Below are 13,628 nucleotides of genomic sequence, written 5' to 3' on the forward strand. Positions count from 1 at the left end.
GATATGACGGTGAAGGTCGATCGCCGCTGCGAATGACAGGAGGTGCAGGAAACGGTGAAGAACAAAGAGATGCCCACCGTGCATGCCGCTCATAACATCATACCGCTGCACTTAAATGCCGAATTCTACTTCCAACGCGGAATGCAGTCACTGGACCGGTACCACTATGAGAAGGCGCTTCGATACTTTCGCCGTGCTGTGGAGAGCGAACCGGATAATGCCGTTCATCATATCAATCTGGCAGGTGTATTGTCTGAGACGGGGGATTTTGCCGCCTCGAATCAGATCCTGCAGTATGTCTTGGAGTCGCTCGATCCGAATCTAACGGAATGCCACTTCTATATGGCGAACAATTATCTGAATATGGATCTCCTCGAAGAATCCGAGCGCAGCCTGCTGCTCTATCTGGAGTTGGACGAGCAGGGGCTGTACTTGGATGAAGCAGAGGAGATGCTGGAGCTCTTGTCCTTTGAATTGGGGCGCCCGATCAAGGTGAAGACCATCCGCAGCCGTGCTGCGCTGTTCGAGCATGAGCAGGCCCGTCAGCTGCTGGAAGAAGGGCGTTTCAATGAAGCCGTGGCCAAGCTGGAGAGCTTGGTGGACCGCTTCCCAGACTTCCTCGCAGCCTACAACAACCTCGCTCTGGCTTACTATTACAGAGGTCAGCTTGATCTTGCACTCGCGACGGTGGAGAAGGTGCTGGAGGAGGAAGCGGAGAACCTCCATGCCCTGTGCAACCTTGCGATCCTGAAACTGCAGCTGGGTCAGATCTTGGAAGTACAAGCTCTTCTGAACATGCTGCGCAAGCTGTATCCGCTGAATCCGGAACACAGCTTCAAGCTGGCGACCACGATGGGGATCTTAGGCGAGCATGAACATGCCTATCGGCTTTTTCGAATGCTGCTGAAGATGGTGCATACGGAATACGACCCGAGTCTCTATCACTACACAGCGGTAGCAGCTGTGCACACCAACAGACTGAGTGAAGCACGTTCCTTGTGGAAGCAAGTGAAGAAGCTGGATCCTGGAGAGCATGTGGCTGATTACTATCTGCAGCGGCTTGATGAGTATGAAGAAGGCGCTTGTGATCTCCAAACCTTCAGTTACAGCTACCACCTGCCCTTCGAAGAACAGTTCAAGTGGATCGAGACGGCGGACGAATCGCTTTCGGAGCAGTTGCGCCATGATCCGATCGTGCGCTCGTCTTTTTTCTGGGTACTGCGTTACGGCGATCATGATATGAAGCTGCAAGTCATTCAGGCCCTCGGTATGATCGGAGACCAAGAAGTGGAACCAGCGCTTCGCGAATTCATCCAACGTCCCGATGAGGCGGAAGATCTCAAACTAGCGGCGCTTCACGTGCTCCAGTCACTGAGATCCGAGGAGGTGCGCCAAGACGGAACAGCGGCGCATGAAGTTTTGAACTTGCACGGTACAACGCTGCCTGTATGGGAACAGTCTTGGCAGGATGTCCTTGAGATCGCGCTGCAGCAGATGGAGCATCGCTATGATCTCATCGAACGTTATGATATGCAGACGTTGTGGACGGATTTTCTCAGCCGGACGTATCCGGGAACCCCGCAGATTCGCCGTCCGGAAGGATGGTCAGCGGCGCTTGAATATTTGATCGCGAAGATGCACCGAAGACAAGTCACCTATATGGAAGTAGCCGCGAGATACGGCATCTCCGAGTCGACGGTGCGCAGGAATGCGGCGCGAATCGATGAGGCCTGCGGCCTGCGGGAGAAGATGGAAGGAATCTTTCCCCATTATGGCGGCAAATTATAGATGTTCTATGCCATGTACGATGAGCGGCTTGGATCATAGGATCTAAGCGGCTCATCCTCACATATATTGATAGAAGCAGGAGGTAGATCATGGTGTACAAAACAGTCGTAATCGGCACGGGTCCTGCAGGACTTACAGCGGCTATCTATCTGGCACGCGCGAATCTGGAACCCCTCGTCATCGAAGGTCCGCAGCCGGGCGGGCAGCTCACGACAACGACGGATGTGGAGAACTTCCCAGGATTCCCGGAGGGTATCCTGGGGCCGGATCTCATGGACAATATGCGCAAGCAGGCAGAGCGCTTCGGTGCGAAGTTCCAGCGGGGATGGGTAACGAAGATCGATGCCTCCCGCCGGCCGTTCAAGTTGACGGTGGACGGCATGGGAGAACTGGAAGCGGAGACCATCATCATCTCCACGGGAGCGACGGCGAAGCTGCTTGAGATCCCGGAGGAGAAGGAGAATATCGGCCGCGGGGTCAGCACATGTGCCACCTGCGACGGGTTCTTCTTCCGCGGCAAGAAGCTCATCGTTGTCGGCGGCGGAGATTCGGCGATGGAAGAGGCGAATTTCTTGACGAAGTTTGCAACGGAAGTGCGCATCGTGCATCGCCGCAATGAACTGCGGGCATCGAAGATCATGCAGGACAGAGCGCGCGCTAACGAGAAGATCACGTGGAGCCTGAACCGCACGCCGGTAGCCGTCGTTTCCGATGAGCATGGCGTAACAGGGCTGAAGGTTAGGAACAATGAGACCGGAGAGATCGAGCTTCTGGAAACCGACGGCATCTTCGTGGCCATCGGTCACAAGCCGAACACCGATTTCCTGCAAGGCGTTGTTGATCTCGATGAGCAGGGCTATGTCATCGTGAAGCCGGGGACAACGGAGACGAGTGTTCCGGGGATCTTCGCTTGCGGTGATGTGCAGGATAAGAAATACCGCCAAGCGATTACCGCTGCAGGAAGCGGCTGTATGGCGGCACTCGATTGCGAGCGCTTCTTGGAGGGAAGTGCTGCACAGGATTGGAGTCAAACATTAGGGTAACAGGCAAATCAATCTGACCGCCGGAAGATTTTCGGGCGGTCAGATTTTATTCGTATGAGGGATTGGCGAGGAAACGGAGAAGATGGCATTGCTCTTAAAGGTAAAGCAGGATGGAAAAATAGTGGGCGACGGAGCCGGCAATGACGAAGAGATGCCAGACGAAGTGATGGAACTGGAATCCGCGCCACACATAGAAGATCGCTCCCACGGAGTAGAGGATCCCGCCGATGACCAGGAGCGTGATGCCCTCGGAGGGAATAGCGGCGGTGAGCGGCTTCCAGGCCATCACGATCAGCCATCCCATCAAGATATAGAGCAGTGTGGACAGATAGAGGAACTTTTTCACATAGAAGATCTTGAATACGATCCCGAATAGGGTTAGTCCCCATACGATGCCGAACAGCGTCCAGCCGATCGGGCTGCGCAGCGCCGTCAATAGAAAGGGCGTGTAAGTGCCGGCGATGAAGATATAGATCGAGGAATGATCGAAGATATCGAAGATGTGCTTCGCTCTTCCTTCGGGGAAGCTGTGCACCAAGGTGGAACTGAGATACAGAAGGACCATCGCCGCGCCGTAGATGGAGAAACTCACGACGTGCCATACCGTGCCTTCAAGTGCAGCTGTGACGATGAGGACGGGCAGGCCGGCGATGCTTAAGGCGGAGCCGATACCGTGGCTGATCGCGTGCGAGATCTCTTCTTTCAGTGTGTAAACATGAGTATTGGCCATGCTGCCAACACCTTCTTTCCTTATAGAATATTGCAAAACTAATTCTACCAAGCATATGTCTTTATTATACACGTTATATCCGTTGAACGGGGCAATTTCTTGACCTTATATTGCCCTTGAATTATATTGGGTATGATAAACGGAAGTATACATATCGTTCGGGGTGATCAGTGAATGACAGATCAGATTTATACAGGTGTCGATGTAGGCGGCACGTCGATTAAACTCGGCATCTGTGACCGGCAGGGAAACCTGCTGCACACCTTTGAAGGGCCGACGGGAACCGACGGCGGTCCACAAGTCGTCCTGCAGAACATCGTCACCTATGTTAGACAGCTTGTCGATCAGTCCGCCTATAGTTGGGAGCAAGTGGCGGGCATCGGCATAGGCTTCCCCGGGTTCATGGATATGAAGAACGGAATCGTCAAATTTGCTCCTAACCTGCGTTGGGAGAATGTACCGGTGAAGGATGTGCTGGAGCAGGAACTGCGGAAGCCGGTTAAGATCAACAACGATGCCAATATCGCAGCTCTAGGCGAAGCATGGGCCGGTGCAGGCAAAGGCGTTGATGACCTGGTCATGTTGACCCTGGGTACGGGGGTAGGAGGCGGTATCATCACCGGCGGCAAGATCCAAGAAGGACATAACGGCATGGCGGGAGAACTCGGCCATATCCAGATCGTGCCGGATCTCGAAGCGATCAAGTGCGGCTGCGGCCAGAAAGGCTGCGTGGAGACGGTATCCTCGGCCACCGGAATCGTGAAGATGGCGCTTGATGCTCTGGAGCGCGGCGAGAAGACCATGCTGAGCATGCACGAAGACATCACGGCTAAGGCGGTTCTGGACGCTGCCCGCGAAGGGGATGAGGTGGCGAGAAGGATCGTGAACCGGGCGGGTTATTATCTAGGCCGTACGATGAGCATCCTTGCATTGGTGCTGAATCCGAAGCGGTTCATCATCGGCGGGGGCGTGTCCAAAGCAGGGGATATCCTCTTCGATCCGATCCGCGAAGCGTTCGCCCAGTATACACCGCCAAGTTCTCAAGAAGGAGTGGATATCGTTCCTGCTGAGCTGGGGAACAATGCCGGCGTTGTCGGTGCCGCAGGATTGCATATAAGAGGATGAGCCCGGGCGGGAACGTTCTGATATAATGATAGTAGGAAATTTAGCCCGTGATGTCAGTTATTCATACTAAGGAGGTTCCTTTCATGACGCAAAGCCAGAGCATGGCTAATCTCGTCATCATCACAGGTATGTCTGGAGCCGGCAAGACGATCGCGGTCCAATGTTTGGAAGATCTAGGGTATTTTTGCGTCGATAATCTTCCTCCTGTGCTGATCCCCAAGTTCGCTGAGCTCATCGAACAATCCCGCGGAAGTATCGAGAAGGTCGCGCTCGTCATCGACCTGAGGGGAAGGGAATTCTTCCGGGCTTTGAACGATGCGCTGGATGCACTTCAGGACAACCCCACGATTCATTATGAGATCCTGTTCTTGGATGCTACGGATTCTGTACTAGTTCAACGATATAAGGAGAGCCGCCGCCGTCACCCGCTGGCCAAGGGCGGGCTTCCTTTGGAGGGCATCCAGCAGGAACGGGTCTTGCTGGAAGAACTCAAGGGTATGGCGACGCAAGTCATCGACACGAGCAATATCAAGCCAGCACAGCTGAAAGCAGTGCTGACCTCTCGTTTCAGCCAGATCGAACGGAACAAGATCCATGTGAATATTATATCTTTTGGATTTAAGTATGGGATCCCGATCGATGCAGACCTAATCTTCGATGTGCGCTTCCTGCCGAATCCTCACTATATCGACCACTTGCGGCCCAAGACCGGGTTGGATCAAGAAGTCTATGATTATGTGATGAAATGGAATGAGACCCAAGCATTCTTGAATAAACTCTTGGATCTCTTGCAATTCCTGCTGCCTCAATATAAGAAGGAAGGCAAAAGCCAACTGGTGATCGGAATCGGTTGTACGGGAGGAAAACACAGATCCGTTGCGATCGCTGAATATCTCGGCAAGATGATCAGCAGCGGTGAGAATGAAGCGGCGCAAGTGTCACATCGGGATGCTGCGCGTGATCATCGTTAAGAGGTGAATAACCATGGGAATAGAAGATCACCGGCCTGCCCGCCGGGCGCGGGCAGCCGTGATCGGCGGAGGTACCGGGCTCTCGGTGATGCTGCGCGGCCTTAAGACGCTGCCTTTAGATCTAACGGCGATCGTCACGGTGGCGGATGACGGCGGGAGTTCGGGCGTGCTGCGTTCGGAGATGCATATCCCGCCGCCGGGAGATATCCGCAATGTGCTCCTGGCTTTGGCAGATGTTGAACCAATGTTGTCCAAGGTGCTGCAGCATCGGTTTCAGTCGGGCTCGAGCTTGGCCGGACACAGCCTGGGTAATCTGCTCCTCGCCGCGATGAAGGAGATTACGGGAGATTTTGTCCTAGGCATTAAGGAACTCAGCAAGGTGCTGGCCGTCCGGGGGCGTGTGCTGCCAGCCAGTGCTCAGCCGATCGTATTGATCGGAGAGTATGAGGATGGCAGCGAGGTGCGCGGCGAATCCCAGATCCCGAAGTCCGGGAAGAAGATCAAACGGGTGCGCCTCGATCCTCCTGACGCGGTGCCGCTGGAAGAAGCGGTGGAAGCCATCGAAGAAGCGGATGCGATCATCATCGGCCCGGGAAGTCTCTACACGAGTATCATCCCGAACTTGATCGTCCCCGGTATCGGAACTGCCGTCGTTCGTTCAGAGGCCGTGAAGATCTTCGTATGCAATGTCATGACGCAGCCCGGCGAGACGGATCGTTACAGCGTCAGCGATCATGTACAGGCCCTCGTGCAGCATGTTCCAGGGCTGGCGTTAGATTACATCGTCGTGAACAAGGGACAGATCTCACAGGAAGTCTTGGATCGATATGCGGAGAAAGGCTCTGTTCCCGTTCAGATCGATATGGACGAACTCAGTCGTACCGGTGCGAGGATCATCGCCGATCATTTGGTTCAGGTTGACACGTACTTACGCCATGATACAGAGAAGCTAAGCAAACAATTATTACGGATCATCCATTCCTGGATATCGGGGAAGAGGTGAGCGGGAATGACGTCATTCGCAGCGCAGACGAAGAAGGAGCTGACGCTGATCGAGACGGAATCAGCTTGCTGTGAGCGAGCTGAACTGGCAGCCTTGATCCGCATGATCGGAACGGTGCAGTTGACCGACAAGCGCATCCTTCTGGATATCTCTACGGAGAATGCGGCGATTGCCAGAAGGATCTTCACGCTGGTGAAGAAAACCTTCGGCGTCCAATCCGAACTGCTTGTCCGCAAGAAGATGCGGCTGAAGAAAAACAACGTTTACATCGTGCGCGTACCGCGCAAAGTTCAGGAGATCTTGGCAGATTTGAAGATCGTATCGGAAGGGTTCGTCTTTCAATCGGGGATCGATGAAAGCCTCATCAGCAAGGAATGCGATCGGCGGGCTTACCTGCGCGGCGCTTTCTTAGCAGGAGGTTCGGTGAACAACCCTGAGGGCTCTTCCTATCATCTAGAGATCGCTACGATGTATGAGGATCACTGTTACGCCTTGTGCGAGCTTGCAAATCGCTACAGGCTGAATGCTCGTTGTATCGAGCGGAAGAAAGGTTACGTTCTCTATCTGAAGGAAGGCGAGAAGATCATTGATTTTCTCAGCGTGATCGGTGCCCATCAAGCGCTTCTGAAGTTTGAAGATGTGCGGATCATGCGCGATATGCGCAATTCGGTGAACCGCATCGTGAATTGTGAAACGGCGAATCTGAATAAGACGATCGGTGCTGCGATGCGGCAGATTGAGAACATCAAGTTGATAGATCAAGAGATCGGTCTGGAGAACCTGCCGGAGAAACTAAGAGAAGTTGCGATGGTTCGGCTGCAGCATCCGGATCTCAACCTGAAGGAAGTCGGAGAGCTGCTCAAAGGGAACGTCAGCAAGTCCGGCGTCAATCACCGCCTGCGCAAGATCGATGAACTTGCTAATAAGGTGCGCAATGGACTAAAATAAGTAACGAAAACGTATATATTCTACGATAACTCATGTTTGGTTCTAGTGCTAACACGGGAATAATGCTATAATATGCTAGTAGCCTGCGGTTAGCTGGGGAGTGATCCCTAACCTTGTCACATCAGTTATTGGAGTTTTAGATACAGGAATTAGTCTTTATTATGATTACCATTATCTTGGTCTAGGGGGAAAGGTTGATATGGCTAAATGCCCTGTCGTAGTCAGATTGAAAACGGGACTCCATGCTCGACCAGCTGCATTGTTCGTACAAGAAGCGAATAAGTTCTCTTCAGAAATATACGTCGAAAAAGACGAGAAAAAAGTCAATGCCAAGAGCATCATGGGGATCATGAGTCTGGCGATCAGTTCCGGTACGGAAGTGAACATCATCGCCGAGGGAGCTGACGCAGAACAAGCGGTAAGTGCGCTGGTTGCTCTTGTCAGCAAAGAAGAGATTGAGAACCCATAAGTTTCCTCGTTCGGCGGAGAGAGGATCGGAATATCCTTTACAAGTTGTTAAAGCGTCATCTCATGCAATATGGATGACGTCTTTTGCACATACAAAAAGCTGCGACGAATGCCTCGTCACAGCTTATTCTTATTGCTTCGCTTTTATCCAGCTTCTGCTTATACCCTCTCGATGACACGGTCGACGATTCCATACTCCATAGCCTCATATGCGGTCATGAAGTAATCGCGATCCGTATCCTTCTCTATGCGTTCCAGCGGCTGTCCTGTGCGTTCGGCCAGGATCTTGTTCAAGTGATCGCGCATCTTCAAGATGCGTCTCGCCCGAATCTCGATATCGCTTGCCTGCCCTTCTGCACCGCCGAGAGGTTGATGGATCATAACTTCGCTGTTCGGCAGAGCAAAACGCTTGCCCTTCGCACCTGCTGCCAGCAGGAAAGCTCCCATCGATGCTGCCATCCCTACGCAGATCGTGGATACATCCGGCTTGATATATTGCATCGTGTCATAGATAGCCATCCCGGCTGTGATCGATCCGCCTGGGCTGTTGATATACAAGCTGATATCCTTGTCAGGATCCTCAGCGGCTAAGAACAGCATCTGGGCGATGATCGAGTTCGCCACGGCGTCGGTAACCGGCGAGCCCAGGAAGATGATCCGGTCCTTGAGCAGCCGAGAGTAGATATCATAGGCTCTTTCGCCGCGGTTGGTCTGTTCTACTACCATAGGAATGAACCCACTCATAGACAGTTCCTCCTTCTCTTTATAAAGATTATAGATAGTCGTGTTGATCATAAGCTTACGGGATCCTGAGATCGGATCCAGATCGATCTTCTGTCGATCATCCCGTCAGCGATCCTTGTATCTCGAACCCTTACAATTATATCATAAATCAATCGCCATCAAAGGTCAAGAAAGGTCAGACCGTTGATAAAAAAATATAGTTATACTCGTCGTGCCGATGATTCCTCATCTGGGATAATGGCGCGCTCGCGAGGAATTGAACCTCGATCTCAGGCTCCGGAGGCCTGCGTCGTATCCATTGGACCACGAGCGCTTATGCATAATAGCTGAAACAAAGGTTATTATATGATATAGATGTCGAAAAATCAAGCGGTACAATTTTCTGAAATGGATTATTCACAATTATGGAATTTCCGATCGTTCTGTGTGTAAACGGACTTGCATTTCAGCCATTGTTGGCATACAATAGGTGCATCAACAACTTTCGCAAAATACTGCGCATATCGATCTTCTTTTTTTAACCAGAGTGGGACGCTTTTTGTTGGTCAGGGACATAACGAGTCCCGATGTCGGCAGGTTTGTTTTTCGCTTATGCGGCGAACCTGAACATGCAATTAAAGTGAGGATTCGTATGAGACGGTTAATCGACATCCAGAAGCACCTCTTGCCTGATCTGACTGAGATCCTGAAGAAGAGGCATACCATCCTTAAGTCGATCATGGTAAGCGGGACAGTCGGAAGGCGTTCGCTGGCTTCTTCACTGGGCATGACGGAGCGCGTGCTGCGCGCTGAGGTGGATTTCCTTAAAGCACAGGGCTTGGTTCATGTCACCCCTGCCGGCATGCAGATTACGGAAGCGGGTATCCTACTGTTGGAGGAGATCGAACCTTTCATCAAAGATCTCTTCGGTCTTACGGACATGGAAGAGAAGATCCGTCAAGCCTATGGTCTCCAGCAGGTTGTCATTGTACCGGGGGATTCGGATCACTCCCCGCATACGAAGCGAGAATTGGGGCTGGCCGGCGCGCAGGTGCTGCGCAAGGTCGTCAAAGAAGGAGACGTCATAGGCGTTACCGGAGGTTCCACTCTGGCAGAAGTAGCTAACCTGTTGACTTTCCCAACCTCGGATACGAACTGCATGTTCGTGCCGGCTCGCGGCGGACTTGGGGAGAATGTGGAACTGCAAGCCAATACGATCGCCTCGACCATGGCGAAACGAACAGGCGGACAGTATCGTCTCCTGCATGTTCCCGATCATCTTGGCGATGAGGCATACCAGTCTTTGATGTCAGATCCGAATATTCAAGAGGTCGTTGAGGTCATCCGCCGTTCCCGCATCGTCATCCACGGGATCGGAAACGCTATGACCATGGCTCGCAGGCGCAAGGCCGACGAACGCACGATCGAACTCCTGAAGCAGGAAGGAGCACATGCCGAGGCTTTCGGCTATTATTTCGATCGTGAAGGCAATGTCGTCCATAAGATGCCGACCGTCGGCTTGAAGTTAGAAGACATCATGGAAACAGAGGTCGTCATCGGTGTAGCGGGTGGCAGCAGCAAGGCTGAAGCGATTGAGTCGATCCTGAAGTTCGGTCATGAGGACATCCTGGTGACCGATGAAGCAGCCGCTCAGGTCATCGTCAGCCGTTGTTGAACAAGTTATTGATTGGCTAAGCTGCATTCAGCAGGTCAGCTGGCCATTCAAATATATCCTAATGCGTATATCACGAAGGAGGAAAACAAGATGGTAAAAGTAGGTATCAATGGTTTTGGTCGTATCGGCCGCAACGTATTCCGTGCAGCCCTGAACAATCCGGAGGTTGAAATTGTAGCGATCAATGACTTGACCGATGTCAAGACATTGGCACATCTGCTGAAGTACGACACCACTCACGGCAAGCTGGATGCAACGGTAGAGGCTAAAGAAGGCGAATTGATTGTCAACGGCAAGTCCGTGAAGGTATTCGCAGAGCGCGATCCAGGTGCACTTCCTTGGGGAGACCTCGGCGTAGAGATCGTTGTTGAATCCACCGGGATCTTCACAGATAAGGAAAAGGCACAAGCTCACCTGAAGGGTGGAGCGAAGAAAGTCATCATCTCTGCTCCTGCTAAGAACGAAGACATCACGATTGTTATGGGCGTTAACGAAGACAAATACGACCCGGCAAACCACCATGTGATCTCCAACGCATCTTGTACAACAAACTGCTTAGCGCCATTCGCGAAGGTTCTTAACGATAAATTCGGCATCGTAAAAGGAATGATGTCGACGATTCACTCCTACACGAACGACCAAAATGTTCTCGACCTGCCGCACAAGGATCTGCGCCGTGCACGTGCAGCTGCTGAGAACATCATCCCGTCCACTACTGGTGCAGCTAAGGCGGTTGCATTGGTACTGCCTGAACTGAAAGGCAAGCTGAACGGTATGGCATTCCGCGTACCTACTCCGAACGTTTCCGTAACTGACCTGGTTGCAGAACTGGCTACGAACGTCACCGTGGAAGAAGTAAACGCTGCGCTGAAGGAAGCTGCTGAAGGTCCGCTGAAAGGCATCCTGGCATACTCCGAAGAGCCGCTGGTATCGAGAGACTATAACGGTAACCCGGCTTCCTCGATCATCGATGCTCTGTCCACGATGGTTGTCGGCGACAACCTTGTGAAGGTTGTATCCTGGTACGATAACGAGTGGGGTTACTCCAACCGCGTTGTTGACCTCGTACAATATATCGCAAACAAAGGCCTGTAATCGAACAATAGAAGCAGTTTGAACGAAAGGGAATAGAGGAGGTTGCACTCCTCTATTCCATCGTTTCATATATATTCGAAGGGAGCAGGGCATATGAACAAGAAGAGTGTTCGCGATATCGATGTAGCTGGCAAGAGAGTATTCGTCCGTGTGGACTTTAACGTTCCGATTCATGACGGCGTGATTACAGATGACACTCGGATTCGTGAAACTTTGCCGACGATTAAGTATCTCATCGAACAAGGTGCGAAGATCATCTTGGCGAGCCACCTAGGTCGTCCTAAGGGGCAAGTTGTCGAGGAATTCCGTCTTACGCAAGTTGCGAAGCGCCTGTCCGAATTGCTTGATGGCAAGCCGGTAGCGAAGGCAGATGAGGCTGTGGGCGATGCTGTCAAGGCCCAAGTCGAGAAGCTGAATAACGGAGATATTCTTCTGCTTGAGAACGTGCGCTTCTATCCAGGGGAAGAGAAGAATGATCCGGAATTTGCCAAGCAGCTGGCTGAACTTGCGGACATCTATGTGAACGATGCTTTCGGCGCTGCTCACCGGGCTCATGCTTCGACGGAGGGAATTGCGCATCATCTGCCGGCGGTTTCCGGTCTTCTGATGGAGAAAGAGCTGGAGGTTCTCGGCAAAGCGCTGCAAGAACCTGAGCGTCCATTTACGGCGATCATCGGCGGTGCGAAGGTTAAGGATAAGATCGGCGTAATCGAGAATCTGCTGAACATCGCGGATAATATCTTGATCGGCGGCGGAATCGCTTATACCTTCTTCAAAGCGCAAGGATATGAGATCGGCAAGTCCTTGGTCGATGAGGAGAAGCTGGATCTGGCTCTAGGCTTCATCGAGAAAGCCAAGGAGAAGAATGTGAACTTCTATCTCCCTGTTGATATCGTTGTAGGGGATGATTTCAGCGAAGATGCGAACGTGCAAGTTGTAGATGTCGACAAGATCCCTGCCGATTGGGAAGGTTTGGATATCGGACCGAAGACGCGCGAGATCTACGCCGATGTGATCAAGAAGTCGAAGCTCGTCGTATGGAACGGCCCGATGGGTGTCTTCGAGATGGATAAGTTTGCAGAAGGAACGAAAGCCGTAGCACAAGCTTGCGCGGAAACGGAAGGATATACGATCTTGGGCGGCGGCGATTCGGCAGCGGCTGCAGAGAAGTTCCAACTTGCAGACAAGATGGACCATATCTCGACGGGCGGCGGTGCATCGCTTGAGTTCATGGAGGGTAAAGCACTGCCCGGCGTAGTAGCACTTAACGATAAATAATCATGACAGGTAAGGAAGTGAAAGTATGCGGACCCCGATCATAGCGGGCAACTGGAAGATGTTCAAAACTGCAGGGGAAGCGGTCTCTTTCGTCAATGAAGTGAAGGGCAAAGCGGAGATCGCAGGTGTGGAAAGTGTGATTTGCGCTCCTTTCACGGCCTTGCCGGCACTCGCAGAAGCGGTGAAAGGGACGAGTCTGAAGATTGGCGCGCAGAATATGCATTGGGAAGAGAGCGGCGCATACACAGGTGAGATCAGCGGCCCGATGCTGCAGGACCTCGGCGTTCACTATGTCATCATCGGCCATTCTGAGCGCCGTGCTTATTTTGCAGAAACCGATGAGACGGTGAACAAGAAAGTTCATGCAGCATTTAAATACGGCATCACGCCGATCATCTGTGTGGGCGAGAAATTAGAAGAGCGCGAAGCGGGCCAGACGAAGGAAGTTTGCCGTGTGCAGACGGAGGCGGCGCTGCAAGGTTTGACTGCAGAACAAGCTGCACAAGCGGTCATCGCCTACGAACCGATCTGGGCGATCGGCACGGGCAAATCTTCCACGGCGGAAGATGCGAATGAAGTGATCAGCTATATTCGTGAACGGGTAGCAGCGGTATTTGGCCAAGAAACCGCTGATAAGATTCGCATCCAATACGGCGGCAGCGTGAAGCCGAGCAATATTCGCGAATTCATGCAGCAGCCGGATATTGACGGTGCGCTCGTAGGCGGTGCAAGCCTCGAGGCGGCATCGTATATTCAATTGGTCGAGGGGGCCAAATAAACG

General features: G+C 52.4%; 13 protein-coding genes and 1 tRNA gene. 11 read left to right on the plus strand and 3 right to left on the minus strand.

All coding sequences use genetic code 11. The features are described from left to right. Positions 1-54: 54 nt before the first annotated feature. Together PRECH8_RS08695 and trxB are read left to right on the plus strand one after the other, a co-directional pair. Positions 55-1,788 carry a tetratricopeptide repeat protein gene (locus PRECH8_RS08695; protein WP_308808482.1) on the plus strand — a complete coding sequence of 578 codons (1,734 nt, stop codon included), beginning with the start codon at positions 55-57 and terminating at the stop codon, positions 1,786-1,788. A 92-nt stretch (positions 1,789-1,880) separates the two neighbouring features. Then, entirely contained in the window at positions 1,881-2,831 is a 951-nt protein-coding gene (gene trxB, locus PRECH8_RS08700) for a thioredoxin-disulfide reductase (protein WP_200966715.1), read from the plus strand. Positions 2,832-2,925: 94 nt separating this feature from the next. On the opposite strand, the gene trhA is transcribed toward trxB, so the two are convergent. Continuing rightward, the gene (gene trhA, locus PRECH8_RS08705) at positions 2,926-3,561 is read right to left on the minus strand and encodes a PAQR family membrane homeostasis protein TrhA (protein ID WP_200966716.1); all 636 of its coding nucleotides are present in this window, start codon (positions 3,559-3,561) and stop codon (positions 2,926-2,928) included. A 174-nt stretch (positions 3,562-3,735) separates the two neighbouring features. On the opposite strand from trhA, the gene PRECH8_RS08710 reads away from it, so the two are divergent. The 5 genes from PRECH8_RS08710 to PRECH8_RS08730 all read left to right on the plus strand — a co-directional run bounded on the left by PRECH8_RS08710 (position 3,736) and on the right by PRECH8_RS08730 (position 8,077). Beyond that, positions 3,736-4,686 (plus strand): ROK family glucokinase, encoded by a 951-nt coding sequence (locus PRECH8_RS08710; protein ID WP_200966717.1) that lies wholly within the window; start codon positions 3,736-3,738, stop codon positions 4,684-4,686. A gap of 83 nt (positions 4,687-4,769) precedes the next feature. After that, the gene (gene rapZ / locus PRECH8_RS08715; protein ID WP_200966718.1) at positions 4,770-5,657 is read left to right on the plus strand and encodes an RNase adapter RapZ; all 888 of its coding nucleotides are present in this window, start codon (positions 4,770-4,772) and stop codon (positions 5,655-5,657) included. Between the two features lie 13 nt (positions 5,658-5,670). Beyond that, a complete protein-coding gene (gene mgfK / locus PRECH8_RS08720) occupies positions 5,671-6,660 on the plus strand; it encodes a gluconeogenesis morphogenetic factor MgfK (RefSeq protein ID WP_200966719.1) in 990 nt (329 codons plus the stop codon). Between the two features lie 6 nt (positions 6,661-6,666). After that, positions 6,667-7,608, plus strand: a complete 942-nt coding sequence (gene whiA / locus PRECH8_RS08725; protein ID WP_200966720.1) for a DNA-binding protein WhiA — start codon at positions 6,667-6,669, stop codon at positions 7,606-7,608. A gap of 199 nt (positions 7,609-7,807) precedes the next feature. Next, positions 7,808-8,077, plus strand: a complete 270-nt coding sequence (locus PRECH8_RS08730; protein ID WP_200966721.1) for an HPr family phosphocarrier protein — start codon at positions 7,808-7,810, stop codon at positions 8,075-8,077. Between the two features lie 158 nt (positions 8,078-8,235). Here the strand turns inward: PRECH8_RS08730 and clpP are convergent, their stop codons facing one another. Then, positions 8,236-8,820, minus strand: a complete 585-nt coding sequence (gene clpP / locus PRECH8_RS08735) for an ATP-dependent Clp endopeptidase proteolytic subunit ClpP (RefSeq protein WP_200966722.1) — start codon at positions 8,818-8,820, stop codon at positions 8,236-8,238. Between the two features lie 238 nt (positions 8,821-9,058). Beyond that, positions 9,059-9,133 (minus strand) — tRNA-Arg (locus PRECH8_RS08740). A 318-nt stretch (positions 9,134-9,451) separates the two neighbouring features. Between PRECH8_RS08740 and PRECH8_RS08745 the strand changes: the two genes are divergently transcribed. The 4 genes from PRECH8_RS08745 to tpiA all read left to right on the plus strand — a co-directional run bounded on the left by PRECH8_RS08745 (position 9,452) and on the right by tpiA (position 13,625). Continuing rightward, positions 9,452-10,474, plus strand: a complete 1,023-nt coding sequence (locus tag PRECH8_RS08745) for a sugar-binding transcriptional regulator (RefSeq protein ID WP_200966723.1) — start codon at positions 9,452-9,454, stop codon at positions 10,472-10,474. A gap of 90 nt (positions 10,475-10,564) precedes the next feature. Next, entirely contained in the window at positions 10,565-11,569 is a 1,005-nt protein-coding gene (gap, locus tag PRECH8_RS08750; RefSeq protein WP_200966724.1) for a type I glyceraldehyde-3-phosphate dehydrogenase, read from the plus strand. 93 nt (positions 11,570-11,662) lie between these two features. After that, the gene (locus tag PRECH8_RS08755) at positions 11,663-12,847 is read left to right on the plus strand and encodes a phosphoglycerate kinase (RefSeq protein ID WP_200966725.1); all 1,185 of its coding nucleotides are present in this window, start codon (positions 11,663-11,665) and stop codon (positions 12,845-12,847) included. Between the two features lie 25 nt (positions 12,848-12,872). Then, the gene (gene tpiA, locus PRECH8_RS08760) at positions 12,873-13,625 is read left to right on the plus strand and encodes a triose-phosphate isomerase (RefSeq protein ID WP_200966726.1); all 753 of its coding nucleotides are present in this window, start codon (positions 12,873-12,875) and stop codon (positions 13,623-13,625) included. Positions 13,626-13,628: the final 3 nt, after the last annotated feature.

Origin of the sequence: Insulibacter thermoxylanivorax (assembly GCF_015472005.1) — a bacterium.
In the GTDB taxonomy this organism is placed as follows: domain Bacteria; phylum Bacillota; class Bacilli; order Paenibacillales; family DA-C8; genus Insulibacter; species Insulibacter thermoxylanivorax.

Excerpts from the sequence above, each read along its gene's own strand:
- whiA (WP_200966720.1), top strand. The coding sequence starts at position 6,667 with ATGACGTCATTCGCAGCGCAGACGAAGAAGGAGCTGACGCTGATCGAG.
- tpiA (WP_200966726.1), top strand. The coding sequence starts at position 12,873 with ATGCGGACCCCGATCATAGCGGGCAACTGGAAGATGTTCAAAACTGCA.
- clpP (WP_200966722.1), bottom strand. The coding sequence starts at position 8,820 with ATGAGTGGGTTCATTCCTATGGTAGTAGAACAGACCAACCGCGGCGAA.
- PRECH8_RS08710 (WP_200966717.1), top strand. The coding sequence starts at position 3,736 with ATGACAGATCAGATTTATACAGGTGTCGATGTAGGCGGCACGTCGATT.
- rapZ (WP_200966718.1), top strand. The coding sequence starts at position 4,770 with ATGACGCAAAGCCAGAGCATGGCTAATCTCGTCATCATCACAGGTATG.
- PRECH8_RS08730 (WP_200966721.1), top strand. The coding sequence starts at position 7,808 with ATGGCTAAATGCCCTGTCGTAGTCAGATTGAAAACGGGACTCCATGCT.
- mgfK (WP_200966719.1), top strand. The coding sequence starts at position 5,671 with ATGGGAATAGAAGATCACCGGCCTGCCCGCCGGGCGCGGGCAGCCGTG.
- PRECH8_RS08745 (WP_200966723.1), top strand. The coding sequence starts at position 9,452 with ATGAGACGGTTAATCGACATCCAGAAGCACCTCTTGCCTGATCTGACT.
- PRECH8_RS08755 (WP_200966725.1), top strand. The coding sequence starts at position 11,663 with ATGAACAAGAAGAGTGTTCGCGATATCGATGTAGCTGGCAAGAGAGTA.
- trhA (WP_200966716.1), bottom strand. The coding sequence starts at position 3,561 with ATGGCCAATACTCATGTTTACACACTGAAAGAAGAGATCTCGCACGCG.
- gap (WP_200966724.1), top strand. The coding sequence starts at position 10,565 with ATGGTAAAAGTAGGTATCAATGGTTTTGGTCGTATCGGCCGCAACGTA.